This is a genomic window from Polaribacter sp. P097 (assembly GCF_036864555.1).
In the GTDB taxonomy this organism is placed as follows: domain Bacteria; phylum Bacteroidota; class Bacteroidia; order Flavobacteriales; family Flavobacteriaceae; genus Polaribacter.
On record NZ_JAZETJ010000001.1, the window covers coordinates 448,892 to 466,678 of the forward strand.

At 30.1% G+C, this 17,787-nt stretch carries 16 protein-coding genes and 1 tRNA gene; 10 read left to right on the forward strand and 7 right to left on the reverse strand.

Features of this window, described 5'->3' with window-relative positions; translation table 11 throughout:
- Positions 1-132: 132 nt before the first annotated feature.
- Complete coding sequence (locus tag V7R38_RS02235) at positions 133-2,505, forward strand: hypothetical protein (RefSeq protein WP_334055869.1); 2,373 nt, start codon at positions 133-135, stop codon at positions 2,503-2,505.
- 115 nt (positions 2,506-2,620) lie between these two features.
- On the opposite strand, the gene V7R38_RS02240 is transcribed toward V7R38_RS02235, so the two are convergent.
- From V7R38_RS02240 to V7R38_RS02255, 4 genes are all read right to left on the reverse strand, one after another.
- Entirely contained in the window at positions 2,621-3,337 is a 717-nt protein-coding gene (locus V7R38_RS02240) for a heavy-metal-associated domain-containing protein (protein ID WP_334055870.1), read from the reverse strand.
- A gap of 5 nt (positions 3,338-3,342) precedes the next feature.
- Positions 3,343-3,756: a heavy-metal-associated domain-containing protein gene (locus V7R38_RS02245; RefSeq protein WP_334055871.1), complete on the reverse strand. Its 414-nt coding sequence runs from the start codon at positions 3,754-3,756 to the stop codon at positions 3,343-3,345.
- A 15-nt stretch (positions 3,757-3,771) separates the two neighbouring features.
- A complete protein-coding gene (locus V7R38_RS02250) occupies positions 3,772-6,015 on the reverse strand; it encodes a TonB-dependent receptor (RefSeq protein WP_334055872.1) in 2,244 nt (747 codons plus the stop codon).
- 75 nt (positions 6,016-6,090) lie between these two features.
- The gene (locus tag V7R38_RS02255; RefSeq protein ID WP_334055873.1) at positions 6,091-6,495 is read right to left on the reverse strand and encodes an HYC_CC_PP family protein; all 405 of its coding nucleotides are present in this window, start codon (positions 6,493-6,495) and stop codon (positions 6,091-6,093) included.
- 110 nt (positions 6,496-6,605) lie between these two features.
- Here V7R38_RS02255 and V7R38_RS02260 point away from each other — a divergent pair, with 110 nt between their 5' ends.
- From V7R38_RS02260 to rodA, 8 genes are all read left to right on the forward strand, one after another.
- Entirely contained in the window at positions 6,606-7,058 is a 453-nt protein-coding gene (locus V7R38_RS02260) for a GAF domain-containing protein (protein ID WP_334055874.1), read from the forward strand.
- 72 nt (positions 7,059-7,130) lie between these two features.
- Entirely contained in the window at positions 7,131-7,259 is a 129-nt protein-coding gene (locus V7R38_RS02265) for a hypothetical protein (RefSeq protein ID WP_302846643.1), read from the forward strand.
- 116 nt (positions 7,260-7,375) lie between these two features.
- Entirely contained in the window at positions 7,376-8,902 is a 1,527-nt protein-coding gene (purH, locus tag V7R38_RS02270) for a bifunctional phosphoribosylaminoimidazolecarboxamide formyltransferase/IMP cyclohydrolase (RefSeq protein WP_334055875.1), read from the forward strand.
- A 75-nt stretch (positions 8,903-8,977) separates the two neighbouring features.
- The gene (locus V7R38_RS02275; RefSeq protein ID WP_015481963.1) at positions 8,978-10,006 is read left to right on the forward strand and encodes a rod shape-determining protein; all 1,029 of its coding nucleotides are present in this window, start codon (positions 8,978-8,980) and stop codon (positions 10,004-10,006) included.
- Between the two features lie 18 nt (positions 10,007-10,024).
- A complete protein-coding gene (mreC, locus tag V7R38_RS02280; protein WP_334055876.1) occupies positions 10,025-10,849 on the forward strand; it encodes a rod shape-determining protein MreC in 825 nt (274 codons plus the stop codon).
- A complete protein-coding gene (locus V7R38_RS02285; RefSeq protein WP_334055877.1) occupies positions 10,842-11,345 on the forward strand; it encodes a hypothetical protein in 504 nt (167 codons plus the stop codon). The genes mreC and V7R38_RS02285 overlap by 8 nt, the downstream gene beginning before the upstream one ends.
- Positions 11,345-13,234 carry a penicillin-binding protein 2 gene (gene mrdA / locus V7R38_RS02290; RefSeq protein ID WP_334055878.1) on the forward strand — a complete coding sequence of 630 codons (1,890 nt, stop codon included), beginning with the start codon at positions 11,345-11,347 and terminating at the stop codon, positions 13,232-13,234. The genes V7R38_RS02285 and mrdA overlap by 1 nt, the downstream gene beginning before the upstream one ends.
- Positions 13,215-14,495 (forward strand): rod shape-determining protein RodA, encoded by a 1,281-nt coding sequence (gene rodA, locus V7R38_RS02295; RefSeq protein ID WP_334055879.1) that lies wholly within the window; start codon positions 13,215-13,217, stop codon positions 14,493-14,495. Before mrdA ends, rodA begins: the two co-directional genes overlap by 20 nt.
- A gap of 79 nt (positions 14,496-14,574) precedes the next feature.
- Here rodA and rpsT read toward each other — a convergent pair whose 3' ends face one another.
- The 3 genes from rpsT to proS all read right to left on the reverse strand — a co-directional run bounded on the left by rpsT (position 14,575) and on the right by proS (position 16,500).
- Complete coding sequence (rpsT, locus tag V7R38_RS02300; protein WP_015481958.1) at positions 14,575-14,826, reverse strand: 30S ribosomal protein S20; 252 nt, start codon at positions 14,824-14,826, stop codon at positions 14,575-14,577.
- 35 nt (positions 14,827-14,861) lie between these two features.
- Positions 14,862-14,933: transfer RNA gene (locus V7R38_RS02305), tRNA-Glu, on the reverse strand.
- 88 nt (positions 14,934-15,021) lie between these two features.
- Complete coding sequence (gene proS, locus V7R38_RS02310; protein WP_334055880.1) at positions 15,022-16,500, reverse strand: proline--tRNA ligase; 1,479 nt, start codon at positions 16,498-16,500, stop codon at positions 15,022-15,024.
- Positions 16,501-16,652: 152 nt separating this feature from the next.
- On the opposite strand from proS, the gene V7R38_RS02315 reads away from it, so the two are divergent.
- Positions 16,653-17,777, forward strand: coding sequence for a hypothetical protein (locus V7R38_RS02315; RefSeq protein ID WP_334055881.1), 1,125 nt, complete (start codon positions 16,653-16,655; stop codon positions 17,775-17,777).
- Positions 17,778-17,787 lie beyond the last annotated feature (10 nt).

Sequence of the window (17,787 nt, forward strand, 5' to 3'; positions counted from 1 at the left end):
TTTTAACGGATTTTTTTATATGATTACTTAAGAAAAAATAAAACTCAAGCACTTTAAATTCAACGCATTAAATCTCATAAGCTAGTATTAATATTTAATTTCATTATCTTTAAAAAAATTAATCCTCTAGCTATGAAAATAAAACCGTTTTTACTTTATCTACTTTTATTTTCTATTGGCTTAAATATTTATAGCCAAGAGAAAAACATCGAAAACTCCTTTAAGAATTACTTCGAAAATACACGTGAAATTCCGTATTTGCATTTAAATAAAACCACTTTTTTATTGGGCGAGAAACTATGGTTTCAGGCATATGTAAACGAACAAAACACGAGTAAACTTCATCCGAACACAACAAATTTATATGTAACCGTTTTTGAAGAAACAGGTAAGAAGAAAAGTCAACAACTTATAAAAATAAAAAACGGAATTGGTAGAGGTTCTATTGACATAGATTCTACGTTTATAAACAAGAATTATTATGTAAAAGCAACCACCAATTGGATGCTCAACTTTAAAGAAAACAATTCTTATCAGCAAAAAATTAGTGTTTTAACATCAGAAAAAAATAAAGAAGAAATAGTTTCTACTTATAATGAAGAAGACTATTTCGAATTTCAATTATTTCCTGAAGGTGGGCACTATTTAGTGAATGCTGAAAATACAGTTGGCATTTTATTAAAAGACGCAAATAATAAGGGTTTAGAAATTAAAGAAGGAATTATTAAGAATAGTGATGGTGAATTTATAGACACCTTTTCTACCAATAAATTTGGTTTAGGTAAAGTATCTTTCTATTTACCAGAAGATGATATTTATACATTTGAAGTAGAATTTTCTAATGGTTTAAAAATTGAAAATAAAATTATAGAACCAAGAACGGTTGGTGTTCTTTTAAAAACTACTCAAACCCTAAATGGTGTTGAAATACTTATTGAAACTAACCCCATAACTGCTGCATTATTAAAAGATAAAGCCTACACCCTATTTGTACACAATACTAGATCTTACAAGAAATATAACATTGAATTTAATGCAGAAAACACAAGGTATTTAGTGGCATTAAAAAAAGAGAATATAGAAATCGGTATGAATGTTATTACTCTTTTTAATGAAGAGAAAAACGCAATATGCGAACGTGTTTTTTACAATGAAAATCCTAATTTATTTTTTGATGTTAAACTAAATCAATTAGCATCTTCTAAAGATTCTATCACTATTAGAATTGTTAATGACTTAAATGAAAAGGTTTATTTAAGTACTTCATTTTTGCCTAATAACACAAAAGCCTACAAACCACAAAATACTATTAAAAGCGCTTTTATATTGAACCCTTTTGTGAGAGGCCAAATCGAAAATCCTGAATATTATTTCAATCAAAATAATACCAATAGATTACAAGAATTAGATTTATTATTAATTACTCAAGGATGGGGTAAATACAGCTGGAAAAATATATTTGAAGAAATTGAAAAAACAAAATATGATTTTGAACAAGGTATTGATGTGAAATTTACACTCAATAATGCTCCAAAGAAAAATCAGACTGTTATTGTTTATTCAGATGAAAACGATTTGATTGTAGAAATGAAACCAGATAATAAAGAGTTATTTATAGATAATTCATTTCTTATTAAAGATTCTAAATTTAACTTCGGCTTAAAAACAAATAATAATACTGTTACTAAAATTGGCCCGAGTTTAACCTATTCAAAAAGTTCTATCACAGATATTTTAAACAAAACTCTAGAAAATGAGTCAAATATAGCTGAACTTGAAATTTCTAACTTTAAAAGTTTAACAGATGGTATTAGCACTTTAGATGAAGTTATTGTAAAAACCAAAAGAGTTAAGAATGAAGCCAATGCATTTGGAATAGCAACCATGCTTACCACTTTTAGAATGGATGACATGCTTGTTACCAGTGGAGATTTGGTCTTAAATTTTTTATCACAAAAAAGATTTGATGTGCAAGTGAATAATGGTGATATTTTTATTGGTAAGAGAAGACCAGACAGAAATCATAGTATGTCTGGAAACAGTGATAACTACACAAGGCAATTAAGAAATGTTAGGGTTTATTTAGATGGATCTGAAATAACTCAAAGTTTATGGATTTTAGACGGTCTTTACTTAAACACAATTAAGAGTATTTCTTTTGGTCAAGACCCAAGTCAATTTAACGAAGTTATTTACATGTATTCACTATCTGCAAAAGAATATAGCAGAAAAAATTCTGAATTTAAAGAATTCTTTCTCCCTGTTGGTTTCTCGAAAGAAATAGAATATTATAGCCCTAAATACCCTAGTTTTTTAGATCAAACTTATATTAATTATGGTGCAATTTTTTGGAAACCTTTAATTTCTATTGATAAAAACTCTATGTATGATTTTAAAGTTCCAATTAATCAACAAAAAAATATTAAAGTTTATTTGGAAGGTATTTCTTCATCAGGTAAGCTTATCACAAAAGAAGTGAAGTTAAGTTCTAAGAAACCTATTTAATTATTTTACGATAGATTCTTAGTTACAACAAATACAGTATGAGTTAACACAAAAACTACTTTAAATGGAAAACCCGCTAACTAAATTAGCGGGTTTTATTTTTAATATCAACTAATTAAATCATTACAATTAACATATAAACTGCCATACAAATCATTATAGAGTTTTCTATAAATGTTGCTTTTGTCATCGGCAAATTTAAAACTGAACCCAAACAAGCACATTTAATACTTTGCTTACTAAGTAATGATTTTGTTACACCAATTGTAGTTATGCCCAAAATTATAATTGTAATTATTAATGCTGGTACTATTTGAAATCGCATTAGAAAAAAGAAACCCAAAAGCAATTCTATAAAAGGGTATATCAACCCATAATTTGGTATACGTTTAGCTATAGGATCGTACATTGCAAAACTGGTAGAAAATCCTTTTACATCTAAAAACTTGAAAAAACTAAATACCACATAAAATAGCCCCATAAACGTAAACATAAACTCAGAGGTTTGCCAAGGATTTCTATTTATAAGTATTGAAGCTGTTGTTATGAATGCAAAAATTAAAAATAATGGATAAAGTTGCTGAATTTCTGATTTTCCATCTTCACTAAATGCTACATCAGGAATTTCCTTTTGTTTTGTAAGGGTAAATTTTTCGGGTAAAGCAGCTTGTAATTTTGGCAAGGAAACTTTATTAGCAAAGTTAATTTCAACCTCATTTTCTTCTAAGTTAACCTCTGCTGTATTTATATCAGATAGCGCTAATAATGCTTTTTCAACTGAATTTTTACATCCATTGCAAGTCATTCCAGAAACTGAATATGTATGTTTCATGCTAACTATTTATTGTTCTTCTTTTGTTTCTTTAATTCTCCTTTATGATCTTTCACAATCTCATCACTTCTATATTTACAACAAGGATGAACAGAATTGTAAGCTTCTTCTTTAGCAATTAACTTCTTATTATCATCTAATAAAATATCATGCCCAACATTCAAAATATTCTGTTGTATGGTTGCCACTTCTGTTTTACGTTCATCTAAAATTACATTTAATTGATGTGTTTCTGGGCTCCAAATAGCAAACTTTACTCCTTTAGTTTTTAAAGCTGCAGATTCAATTCGTTTTTTACACATACCACAAATGCCATCAACCTTTATCACCTCTTTTGCGTTTTTGTTTTTTTTAATTTCTTGAGATTGTGCTGTAAAACCAATCAAAATTATACCTAAAGTTAAAATTATTTTATTCATTTTTTATATCTGTTTTTAATTAATGTTAAATCTTAAACCTGTGTATACAGACCTTCCAAATATTGGCGCGTATACAATTGTTGTATCAAAATGTGCTCCAAAAGGATCATCGCTTGCCAAAACAGGATTATTTTGTTGCACGTTTGTTAAATTTTCTGCTCCTATATACACCTCAAACCTTTTAGAAAATACCTTTGTTATTTGTGCATTTAATAACTGATAAGCATCTACCATATCTGGTAATTGGTATTGTGCTGGTTTAGTGCTTGTATTAGGCAAACGTTGCTTACCAATATTGTTAAATGTTGCATCGAACTTCCATTGCCCATTAGTAGCACTAAGTTCTGTTTCATATGATAAATTTGCAAAAAATCGATTTCTTGGCTGAATAGGCTTTTGTAAATTCCCAGACTTATAATCTGTAGAAATATCAAAATACTTGTAAGCCGTTCTTAAATTCAATCTTTCTGCTAAAGTATAATTTACTTCTATTTGAAAACTATTCGCAACACTATTACCATCTAAATTATAGAAAGCAATTTCCTGTGGATTTTCCCAATCTACAACCACTTGATTGTCAAATTTTGTTTGATAAAAATCTAAAGTTACATCTCCTTTCTGATCAAATAAATTAAATTTCTGTAGATAAGAAACTCCATAATTCCATGCAATTTCTGGATTTAATCCATAAATATTACCACCAACATCATCGATATTTATTTGTCTTGAACTGGCAAATAATTGCTGATTTTCTGCAAAAATGTTTGCGCTTCTTTTACCTCTACCAACAGATGCTCTAAGAACACCTTTGTCCCAAGGCACGTATCTTAAATGCAATCTTGGTGTAACAAATGTACCTAGTAAATTATGAGCATCTAATCTAATACCAGCTGTTAAACTAAAATCGTTTAAATTATCAAAAGCATATTCAAAAAAGCCGCCAAACGAATTTTCTCTTCTATCAAAATTTGTGGTGTTTACCAACTCATCAAATTTATCATAGGTAAAACTTAACCCTGTTTTAAATTTATTACGAGTATCCCCTATTATAGAATTAAAAATAAGATTAGAATACATACTTTGATGTTGTATATCATAAACATTTAGCCCAAAATAAGAATCTTGTTGATGGTTACTATATGCCATTTGAAAACCAATACTTTGAAAAGGCAATTCAGGAAAAACATAACCTAGTTTAAAAGAAGTATCAAAACGTTTGGTGTCTATTTCACTTCCCCAATTATTGGTTGTTCCTTTATCTATGTCTGGATTATAATTTAATTCTCCAGTTTGTTTTTCATCATTTAAAAAACGAACATTTATAAAACTTACCCAACCTTTTTCAGCATCTGTAAACTGCCATCTGTTCATTACATTTATTTGATTTGCCAATGGCATATCTAAAAAGTTATCATTATTTCTATCAAACTTTTGACCTCTGTAATTACCATGAACATATAAACCTGTATTCCATTTATCTGATACTTTCTGATTGAAATGCGTGTTTAATTCAAAACGACCCATTTGAGAAGCATAGGCATTTAAAAAGAATTTATTATCTGTTAGTGGTTTCACCAATTCTGCATTTATTTGGCCAGAAATACTTTCAAAACCATTTACAACAGAACCTGCACCTTTGGTTATTTGTATACTTTCTACCCAAGTTCCTGGTGTAAATGTGAGTCCAAAAACCTGACTTGCACCTCTTACAGAAGGAATATTTTCTTGCGTAATTAGCAAATAAGGACTAGTTAAACCCAGCATTTGAATTTGTTTTGTACCTGTTAATGCATCAGAAAAACTTAAATCTATTGACGGATTCGTTTCAAAACTTTCTGCCAAATTACAGCAGGCTGCCTTCAGCAATTCTTCTGCATTTACCGTAAACATATTTTTAGTAGACAAGAATGACTTCTGAACAGCATTTCGTTTACTATTAATGGTAATTTCTTCTAGCTCACTTTCTAAAGATAAAAAATGATGAATTGGTTTTAAGTTATCTATAGTTAAAGTATCTGTTTTATAACCTAAATAACTAACTACTAATTTTTTGTATTCTGGTTTATATTTGATTGTAAACCAACCTTTTTCATTTGTTATTGTACCAACATTTGTATTTAGCCAATGCACACTAACACCTTCTACTCCTAAATTATCTTTAGGGTTGTTTTTATCCATAATCATTCCTGTAAAAGTATTTTGAGAAAAGATTAAGAACGGAATAAATAGTAAAATACTACTTATAAAATATTTTTTCATTTGTTTATTTTTTAATTAAGTACACGTGTTTTTATACTGCTATTAAAGCAGTGAACTGTGGGCAATTAAAAAAAATCAGATTAAGAAAGTTTGGTATTGTACCTGGTAATTTATAGGAATATCAGGTGGAGAAAAATCTTTAGAAAAGAAAATATTTAAGCTCTGATCACTAAAAAGATCTTTGTAAGTGATAAAAAAAGAAGCTACAAATTGTTGTTGCGCAAATGTAAACTCCTCTACTTTTTGATTCTGCAACTCTTCTTGACCCTCTACTTTTTGAACTTCGTCCTTACAACAACCTTTCATAGTTTCTGTGGCATCAGAATCCATTTGCATACCACAATTATCGGTTTTACCTGTAAGAGAAACATCCACTAAAAAATCTCCACAATAATGTGCATCAACAGTAAAAGATAATGTTGAAAACAGCACTAAAAATGATAGTGCAACAGATGATATTTTATTAAAAAAATGTTTCATTTTAGAACTGCAAATTTAAGAAAAGATATTCTAACTTTGTGTTAAATTTGTAACCCTTAATTTTATATAAGAAAGGGAATTTAATTTGATAAAATTTACATAATTAAGTTATGAATATAGCAGTTTTAAAAGAGAACATAAATAATATAATTACCACAGATAATTCTAAAGATGAAAAATTACAAGCCATTTGTGATTATTTAGAAAATGAAATTTCTTACTATGATTGGGTTGGTTTTTATTTCAAAAACGGAGACAAAAACGAACTTAAATTAGCACAATATACAGGAGAAGAAACAGAGCATACTATTATACCTTTTGGAAAAGGAATTTGTGGACAAGTTGCGGTTAGTAATGAAAATTTTGTAGTGCAAGATGTTTCTGAACAAGATAATTACATTTCTTGTGGTTGGAAGGTGAAGTCAGAAATTGTAATTCCGATTTTTGTGAATAACGAAAATATTGGTCAAATAGATATAGACTCTCATACTGCCAATACTTTTACAGAAAAAGACGAAGAACTCTTGGAATATGTTTGCGAAAAAGTGGCTAATATTTTATAAAAATTTGTTTTTATAAAAATATTCTATAAATTAGTTCGCTGAAACACATTAGATAATCATTAATACCCCCACATGATGAGAACTAAAGAATACTTTACCTCGTACGCTAAATCTAGCAAAAAATTCAATTTAAAAGAAGAAGACACTGTTTATGACCAATTTGTTTATTGGTTTAGAGATTTTCTAGACAGTGCAGAATAATTACTAGCAAATTAAAGAAATCAAAATGTTAATTACTTAGTAGTTTTGTTACTATCTTTTCATTGCGATTTCTTTAATGATTGCTTAGATTTGCTCGCTTAACAACACAACTTGTAATGAGCACTTCAAAAACAATTAAATCAGCATTAATTTCGGTATTTCACAAAGATGGTTTAGCACCTATTGTTCAAAAATTAAATGAACTAAATGTTACCATTTATTCTACTGGAGGTACAGAAAAATTTATTAAAGAATTAGGTATTGATGTAGTACCTGTAGAAGATGTAACTTCTTATCCTTCTATCTTAGGAGGTCGTGTAAAAACGCTTCACCCTAAAGTTTTTGGAGGAATTTTAAACAGACAAGATCATGAAGGAGATATTACAGAAATGCAAGAATATAATATTCCTCAAATAGATTTGGTTATTGTTGATCTTTATCCTTTTGAAAAAACAGTTGCTTCAGGAGCACCTGAACAAGATATTGTAGAAAAAATTGATATTGGTGGTATTTCTTTAATTAGAGCATCTGCAAAAAACTTTAAAGACACTTTTACAGTTTCTTCAATGGAGCAATATGATGAGTTTTTAGAAATTTTATCTGAGAACAATGGAGAAACTACAATTGAACAACGTAAGAAATTCGCTGCAAAATCATTCAATATTTCTTCTCACTATGACACTGCTATTTTCAACTATTTTAATGAAGATGAAATCGTTTACAAAGCCAGTGAAACCACTTCTAAAACTTTAAGATATGGAGAAAACCCTCATCAAAAGGGATATTTCTTTGGAGATTTAGATGGAATGTTCGATAAATTACATGGTAAAGAATTAAGTTACAACAATCTTTTAGATGTTGATGCTGCAGTAAATTTAATGAATGAGTTTGTTGGTGAAGATCCAACTTTTGCGGTTTTAAAACATAACAATGCTTGTGGTTTTGCTCAAAGAAACACCATTAAACAAGCTTATTTAGATGCTTTAGCAGGAGACCCTGTTTCTGCTTTTGGAGGCGTTTTAATTTCTAACACAGAAATAGATGCTGAAACTGCAGAGGAAATTCATAAATTATTTTGTGAGGTTGTAATTGCACCTTCTTTTACAGATGAAGCTTTAGAAATTTTAAAAGGAAAGAAAAATAGAGTTTTATTAATTCAAAAAACCACAGATTTACCTTCACAAAACGTTAGAACTGCCTTAAATGGGTTGTTAGTTCAAGATAAAGATGCTAAGACAGATACTTTAGAAGATTTAACTTACGTTACTAATACAAAACCATCTGAAAGCGAGTTAAAAGATTTATTGTTTGCTTCAAAAATTTGCAAGCACACTAAATCTAATACTATTGTTTTTACAAAAAACAATCAACTTTTAGCAAGCGGAACAGGACAAACTTCTAGAGTTGACGCATTAAGACAAGCTATTGAAAAAGCTACAAGTTTTGGATTCGATTTAAAAGGAGCAGTAATGGCAAGTGACGCCTTTTTCCCATTCCCTGATTGTGTAGAAATAGCTGATAAAGCTGGTATAACAAGTGTTATTCAACCTGGAGGATCTATTAAAGATCAACTAAGTATAGATTACTGTAATGACAACAATTTATCTATGGTAATGACAGGTACAAGACATTTTAAACATTAAATTAATATTCATATTTACAAGATTAATTTTTGTAAATTTGTAAGAATACACACTTTCAAATAAGAAATAATTTCTATGGGTTTTTTTGATTTTATGACAGAAGATATTGCGATTGATTTAGGAACCGCGAATACGCTTATCATACATAATGGAAAGGTTGTTATTGATAGCCCTTCTATAGTTGCCAGAAATAGAGTTTCTGGTAAAATCATTGCTATTGGTCAAGAAGCCAACTTAATGCAAGGAAAAACCCATGAAAATATAAAAACAATCCGTCCTTTAAAAGACGGTGTAATTGCAGACTTTCAAGCTTCTGAAGAAATGATTAAGGAATTTGTAAAACAGATTCCGTCTATTAAAAAGAAATTATTTCCACCTGCTTTACGTATGGTAATTTGTATTCCTTCAGGAATTACAGAGGTAGAAAAAAGAGCGGTTAGAGATTCTGCAAAACACATGAATGCCAAAGAAATATATTTAATCTATGAACCAATGGCTGCTGCAATTGGTGTTGGTATAGATATCATGGAACCTAAAGGTAACATGATTATAGATATAGGTGGTGGTACTACAGAAATTGCAGTTATAGCTTTAGGTGGTATTGTATGTGATCAATCTGTAAAAGTAGCTGGTGATTTATTTACTAGTGATATAATGTACTACATGAGAACTCAGCATAACTTGCACGTTGGTGAAACAACTGCTGAGAAAATAAAAATTCAAATAGGTGCAGCAACTGAAGATTTAGACACTCCACCAGATGAAATGTTAGTTCAAGGTAGAGATTTATTGAGTGGTAAACCAAAGCAAGTTCAGGTTTCTTTTAGAGAGATTGCCAAAGCTTTAGACAAATCTATTCTAAGAATTGAAGATGCTGTGATGGAAACGTTATCTAAAACTCCACCAGAACTGGCTGCAGATATTTACAATACTGGTATTTATTTAGCAGGAGGTGGATCTATGTTAAGAGGTTTAGACAAACGTTTATCTCGAAAAACTGATTTGCCAGTTTATGTTACAGAAGATCCTTTAAGAGCTGTTGTTCGTGGAACAGGAATAGCTTTAAAAGAATTAAACAAATACAAGAATGTTTTAATGAACTAGCATTATTAATTTTTAAGAATGCAACAAATTATATACTTTTTTCAGAAGTTTAAGTACTTCTTATTTTTTCTTGTATTAGAATTTATTGCCCTTTTTCTTATTTTTAATAATCTTAGTTTTCATAAAAGTAAGTTTGTCAATTCAGCAAATACCATAACTGGTGGCTTATACTCGCAATCTTCTAATATTTCAGAATATTTTGGATTAAAAAAAGAAAATAAACTTTTAGCAGAAGAAAATACTCGATTGAGAAATTTGCTAGCTAAAAGCAACTCTAATTTAGTAAGTAAAGACTCTACTATTTTGGACACTTTAAACTTTAATCAAAAATATACTTTTACAACAGCAAAAATTATAAACAACAACTACTCTAAAGATTTTAATTTTATTACTATAAACAAGGGTGAAAAGCAAGGAGTGCAAAAAGAAATGGCAGTTGTAAATAGCAGAGGAGTTATTGGTATTACAGATAATGCTACAAATAATTATGCTAGAGTACAATCTATCTTAAATAAGAATAGCAAAATAAATGCACGTTTAAAAAACAGCAATTACTTTGGCTCTTTAGGTTGGGATGGTAAAGACTATAATACTGTTCAACTTTCTGATATACCAAGACAAGCCCCTTTAAAAATAGGAGACACTATTGAAACTGGAGGTAAATCTACTATTTTTCCTGAAGGGATTTTAATTGGAACAATTTCTGAAATTAACAAGGGTAATAGTGCCGATAATAAAGTAAATGTTACTCTTTTTAATGATATGAGTAATTTAGGATATGTTTACATTATTAAGAACTTTGATAAACTGGAAATTAAAAAACTAGAGACTCAGAATGAATAGTAGTGTACGTCTTATTTTATTATTCTTTGGTTTGCTGTTTTTACAGGTATTCATCTTGAACAATATTTTGTTTTTAGGGCATATTAATCCTTATTTATATATTGTTTTTGTTTTTCTATATCCTTTAAAAGAAAACAGAATTCCTTTTTTATTTTATACATTTTTGTTGGGTTTAGGAGTAGATTTCTTTTCAGATTCAGGAGGTATACACGCTTTTTCAATCTTAATTATAGCTTATGCCAGATTGTTTTTTGTGAAATTATATTTTAGAAAAGTAGCAACAGACTATGCTTTTTTCAAGTTAAAATCAGAACCTTTTGGTAAAAGATTTAACTATGTTGTAACTTTAACTTTAATACATCACCTTATTTACTTTTCTTTTGCTAATTTTAGCCTGCAGAATATTTCTGGTGTCATTTTAGACACACTATTTTCTAGTATTTTTACGTTAGTTTTATACTTTTTAGGGAGTTATATTTTTACTAAAATTGAATAATGCAAAAAAGTTTTTTACTCTATTTTTTAATTACCATTACAGGTTTAGTTTTTATTGGACGATTATTTCAGCTGCAAATAATTAAAAGTAAAAATTACGATCCTATACACAATGCTGCTGTAAAAGTTGTTTACGATTATCCAGAACGTGGCTATGTATATGATAGAAATGGAGAATTATTGGTAGCCAACCAATTATCTTATGATGTTATGGTTCAGCCAAACCAGGTAAAACCATTAGATACTTTAGAGTTTTGCAATCTTTTAAAAATTGATAAACAAGATTTTTTAAAAAGGTTTAAAAGAGCAGAAAGGTATGCTTCTTATCTACCTTCAGTATTTTTGAAACAATTAGCTAAAGAAGATTTTGCCTTTTTACAAGAAAAATTGCATAAATATTCGGGGTTTTACATCCAAAAAAGAATAATAAGAGATTATCCATTATCAGCAGCAGCCAATGTTTTAGGTTATATTGGTGAAGTTAATGAGCAAAAGGCTAGAACCAATAGCTATTATCAACAAGGAGAGTTAGAGGGTAAAGATGGTATTGAGAGGCAATATGAAGATGTTTTAAGAGGCAGAAAAGGCAAAAAGTATTTACATAGAAATCGCTTTAATAAAGTTACTGGTTCTTACCAAAACGGATCCAAAGACACCTTGCCTGTTAATGGTAAAGATTTGATGTTAACCTTAGATATTGAGTTACAAATGTATGCTCAAAAATTAATGAAAGGTAAACGTGGTGGAATTGTGGCTATAGAACCTTCTACAGGTGAAATTTTGGCATTAGTAACAGCACCTTCTTACGATCCTAACATGTTAGTTGGTAGAAAAAGATCTCCTAACTCCTACAAACTTTTTAATTTAGATAGCATCGAGAAACCCACTTTTGATAGAGGTTTACTGGCAGCATATCCTCCAGGTTCACCTTTTAAAATGATGAATGCTTTAATTGGTCTTCAGGAAAACGTGATTAATAAACAAACTACTTTTAGATGTTATCATGGGTATAGATATGGTAATAGACCAAATGAATTTATGGGTTGCCACTGTGGAATTTACAATAGACCCATCAAGTTAAAAACGGCCATTGCAAGATCATGTAATAGCTATTTTTCTAATACCTACAGAAGAATTGTGGAGAAAGATAAAAATGCTTCTGAAGGTTTAGATAATTGGAACAGACATGTAAGTAGTTTTGGATTAGGAAATTATTTAGGATATGACTTACCTGCTGGAGTTCCTGGATTAATTCCTGATGGCAAATATTATGATAGTCGCTATAAATACACCTGGAACGCATCTACAAATATTTCTAATGCCATTGGCCAAGGAGAAGTGCTAACTACGCCCATTCAATTGGCTAATTTTACTGCAGCTATTGCCAATAGAGGTTTCTTTTACACACCTCATATTGTTAAAAAAATTAATAACGAGTTTATTGATGATCCTAATTACGTTAAACCAAAACAAACTACAATTGACAAAGAGCATTTTTCTCCTGTAATTGAAGCAATGCATGAAGTTTTTAAAAGCGGAACTGGTAAATACAGTCAAGTAAAAGGTATTGAAATATGTGGTAAAACTGGAACTGCAGAAAACTTTGTAATTAAAAACGGAAATAAGGTTCAGTTAGATGACCATTCGATTTTGGTTGCATTTGCTCCTAAAGATAATCCAAAAATAGCTTTAGCCGTTTTTGTAGAAAATGGTGGTTATGGCTCTACAATCGCAGCTCCAATTAGCAGTCTCATCATAGAAAAATATATTAACGGATCTATTTCTGATAAAAATAAATACAGAGAAAATTCTATGTTTAATATGAGCTTAGAACACATTTATGCCAAACAAATAGAAAACCCAGAAGAAATTGCGTCAAGAACGAAATAATATTTTTGCAGGTGTTGATTGGCTAATGGTTTTGCTTTATGCTATTTTAGTTGGCTTTGGCTGGTTAAATATCTATGCAGCTTCATCTTCCGAAGAAAACAATCAAATTTTCGATTTCTCAACAAAATATGGCAAACAATTAATTTGGATAGTACTCTGTATTCCACTAGCCATTGGTGTTTTATTTTTTAATTCCAAGTTTTACGAACGATATGCACCTCTATTTTATGTCTTGTCGCTAGTAAGTTTAATTCTACTTTTTCCCTTAGGAAAAGAAATAAATGGGGCAAAATCTTGGTTTAATTTTGGAGCAATGAGCTTACAACCTTCAGAATTTGTTAAAGCTTTTACAGCCTTAGCAATTGCCAAACTTTTAAGTGATAGACAGTATAACTTTAAGTTGATAAAAAATCAAATCAAATCGTTTATCATAGTATTTTTTCCAGCATTTCTTATTTTCTTACAACCTGATGCAGGATCTGCCTTAATATATGTATCCTTTTTCTTTGTGCTACATAGAGAAGGCTTAACTCTAAATTACATTTTGCTTGGTGCAGTTATAATAGCTCTATTTATCTTAACCATTTATTTCGGATTCAAAATAGTTTTGTTATCTGCTTTTGCACTTTTGAGCATACTTGCCATCTATCTTATCTATAAAGGAGGAAAAAGATTTTTCAGATTTAACTGGTATAAAATTTTCGGCCTTTACTTTATTTTAGGTGGTTTTATTTTTGGTACTGGTTATATCTACGAGAATGTATTGCCTTCGCATCAAAAAGATCGTTTTGATATACTTTTAGGCAAAAAAATAGATAATAAAGGTATTGGTTATAATTCTTATCAATCTGAACTAACAATAAGCTCTGGAGGATTGTATGGTAAAGGGTTTTTAAATGGAAACTTAACACAAGGAGATTTTGTTCCAGAACAACATACAGATTATATTTTTAGTACTGTAGGTGAAGAATGGGGATTTATAGGAAGTAGTTTAGTAATCATCTTTTTTATGCTACTTATGTTTCGAATTATTTATCAAGCAGAAACACACACCAATAAATTTGGTCGAATTTATGGCTATGGATTAGCTTCAATTCTATTTTTTCATGTAATTGTAAATATAGGTATGGTAATAGGCATACTGCCAACTGTTGGCATTCCTCTGCCCTTTTTTAGTTATGGAGGATCATCTTTATGGGGTTTTACAATCCTACTATTTATCTTTATTAGATTAGACGCTCACAAAAACTACGATTTCTAAAAAATACCTTACGTAATTTTAGAGCAAAAAAAAACTCTGATTCATATCAGAGTTTCGTTTTATATTCTAGAATTAAAATCTATAACGCAGCAACGTGCTTCGTTAATTTAGATTTTAAATTTGCAGCTTTATTCTTATGAATAATATTATTCTTTGCTAATTTGTCTAACATAGAAATAACGTTACTTAATTTACCTTCAGCTTCTTTCTTATCTTCAACTGTACGTAAATCTCTAACAGCATTTCTAGTAGTCTTGTGCTGATATTTGTTACGTAATCTTTTAGATTCGTTACTTCTAATTCTTTTTAATGCTGACTTGTGATTTGCCATAACTTTGTTTTCTCGTTTTTTATTTAAAACTTTTGTAGTCCGTACGGGAATCGAACCCGTGTTACATGGATGAAAACCATGCGTCCTAACCCCTAGACGAACGGACCATAACAATCAATTATCTCTCAATTGCGGATGCAAATATACAACGTTTTTGAAATTCTGCAACCTTTTTTTATTTTTTTTTCAAAAAAATTAATACGCCTTTGCAAAAAGCACTCTTTTGGCAGAAGGATTACCTGTTAAAACACATACTCCAGGCTCATTTTCAGCATCATTTGGTATACACCTAATAGTAGCTTTAGTGTATTCTTTTATTCGATCTTCTGTTTCTTCTGTACCATCCCAGTGTGCAGAAATAAATCCTCCAGTATTTTTTAAGGCTTTTTTGAATTCTTTAAAATCGTTAACCTCTGTAGTATGCTCTTTTCTAAAGTTTATAGCTTTATCAAATAAATTATTTTGAATGTCTTTTAATAAACCATCAATACAACTCACAGCATCATTAATATCAATTGTATTTTTTTCTAAAGTGTCTCTTCTTGCAACTTCTAGTGTTCCATTTTTTAAATCACGTGCGCCTAATGCAATCCTTACAGGAACTCCTTTAAGTTCATACTCCGCAAATTTTGCTCCTGGTCTAAAAGTATCTCTATTATCATATTTCACAGAGATTCCTTTTTTTCTTAACCCAATACTTATAGCGTTTACTTTATCAGTAATTGCTTCTAATTGTTCATCATTTTTGTAAATAGGAACTATTACTACTTGTATAGGAGCTAGTTTAGGAGGTAGTACTAATCCATTATCATCTGAATGTGTCATAATTAAACCTCCAATTAAACGAGTTGAAACTCCCCAAGATGTAGCCCAAACATGTTCTTGCTTACCTTCTTTAGAGGTATACTTTACGTCAAAAGCTTTTGCAAAGTTCTGACCTAAAAAATGAGAAGTACCTGCTTGTAATGCCTTACCATCTTGCATTAATGCTTCTATAGTATAGGTATCTTCAGCTCCAGCAAAACGCTCACTATCTGATTTTACTCCTTTGATAACTGGCATTGCCATAAAGTTTTCAGCAAACTCTGCATAAACATCTTGCATTTGTTTTGCTTCGGCTACTGCCTCAGCTTTAGTAGCATGAGCAGTATGCCCCTCTTGCCATAAAAACTCTGCTGTTCTTAAAAACAAACGTGTTCTCATTTCCCATCGAACAACATTGGCCCATTGATTAATTAACAAGGGTAAATCTCTGTAAGATTGTATCCATCCTTTATAGGTATTCCAAATAATAGCCTCAGAGGTTGGTCTTACCACTAACTCTTCTTCTAACTTTGCTTCTGGATCAACTCTTAACTTACCTTCATTATCAGGATCATTCTGTAATCTATAATGAGTAACTACTGCACATTCTTTAGCAAAACCTTCTGCATTTTTTTCTTCGGCTTCAAACAAACTTTTAGGAACAAATAAAGGAAAATATGCATTCTCATGCCCAGTTTCTTTAAACATCCTATCTAATTCTGCTTGCATTTTTTCCCAAATTGCAAATCCGTAAGGCTTTATAACCATACAACCCCTTACCGCAGAATTTTCTGCAAGATCTGCTTTCACCACTAATTCGTTATACCATTTAGAATAATCTTCGGCTCTTTTTGTTAACTTCTTACTCATATTTAAAACTTTGGCACAAATGTTGTTACCTTTAAAGTAAATATTATTTAATTAAAATCACTTTTAACATTAATAGTAGCAAAATTACTATAATTTAGGAGTTTTTAGTAATGATTTTAGAAATAAAGCATAACATTAAAAAACAAACAATTATGAAACTACATTATAAGAACGTAAAGCTTACCCAACTTGTACTATTTGTTACGGCTAATTTATTTTTAGTTTCATGTGGTACATATCAGAGTGTTTATAATGACGATGGTATCTATGGTGATACTAATCCTCAAAATCAAGAAAAGAAAATTATTGTTGTAAATGAACAGGAATATAATGATTATGAGGAGGATTATTTTACTAAAAAACTAGAGGATTTACAAAATATTGATAATAACGAAATATTTACAGATGTAGATGACTATTATTACGATGATGGCTTAAATAACGGAGAATTTGCTGGAGAAAACACGAGCTATAATGGAGCACAACCTTGGGGTTATGAAGATAATAATGTGATTGTGAATTTAAACTTTAGAAACAATCCTTATTGGGGCGGATTTGGTAGAAATTGGGGTTTTAATGTTTGGGCTGTTGGCGGCTGGAATAATTGGGGTTTCAATAACCCTTGGAGATGGAGAAGAGGATTTGGAAGACCTTGGGGATTCAATACTTGGGATGCCTCTTATGCAAACTGGGGATTCATAAACCCATATTCAGGATTTTGGAATGGTGGGTATTTACATCCATTTTTACCAAATTTTGGAATAACAGGGTTTAGAAATAATAGATATTATAATAACAATAGTGTTTATAGATATGGTAGAAGAAATACTGTAATTGCAAATAATAGAAGAAATAATGCCTACAATAGAAATAGAAATAACAATACTGTAAGAAATACAACTACAGGCAGAAGAACTACAAATACTATTAGAAGAAATACTACCACAACTCCTACTAGAAGAAGAGGTACTACAACTACTAATAGAAGAAGTACTACAACTACAAATAGAAGAGGTACCACAACCACCAGTAGAAGAGGTACTACAACTACGAATAGAAGAAGTGGAACAACCTCTAGAAGAGGAAGCTCTACTTCAAGAAGAAGTAGTTCAAGTAGAAATAATAGAGCCTCTAGTTCATCAAATAGATCTTATAGGTCTTCTTCTACAAATTCAAGAAGTTCGTCTAGATCATCTGCATCAAGAAGTTCATCTAGTTCTTCTTCAAGTAGAGGAACATCTAGTAGAGGATCATCATCTAGTAGAAGAAGAAATTAAAAAATAGATA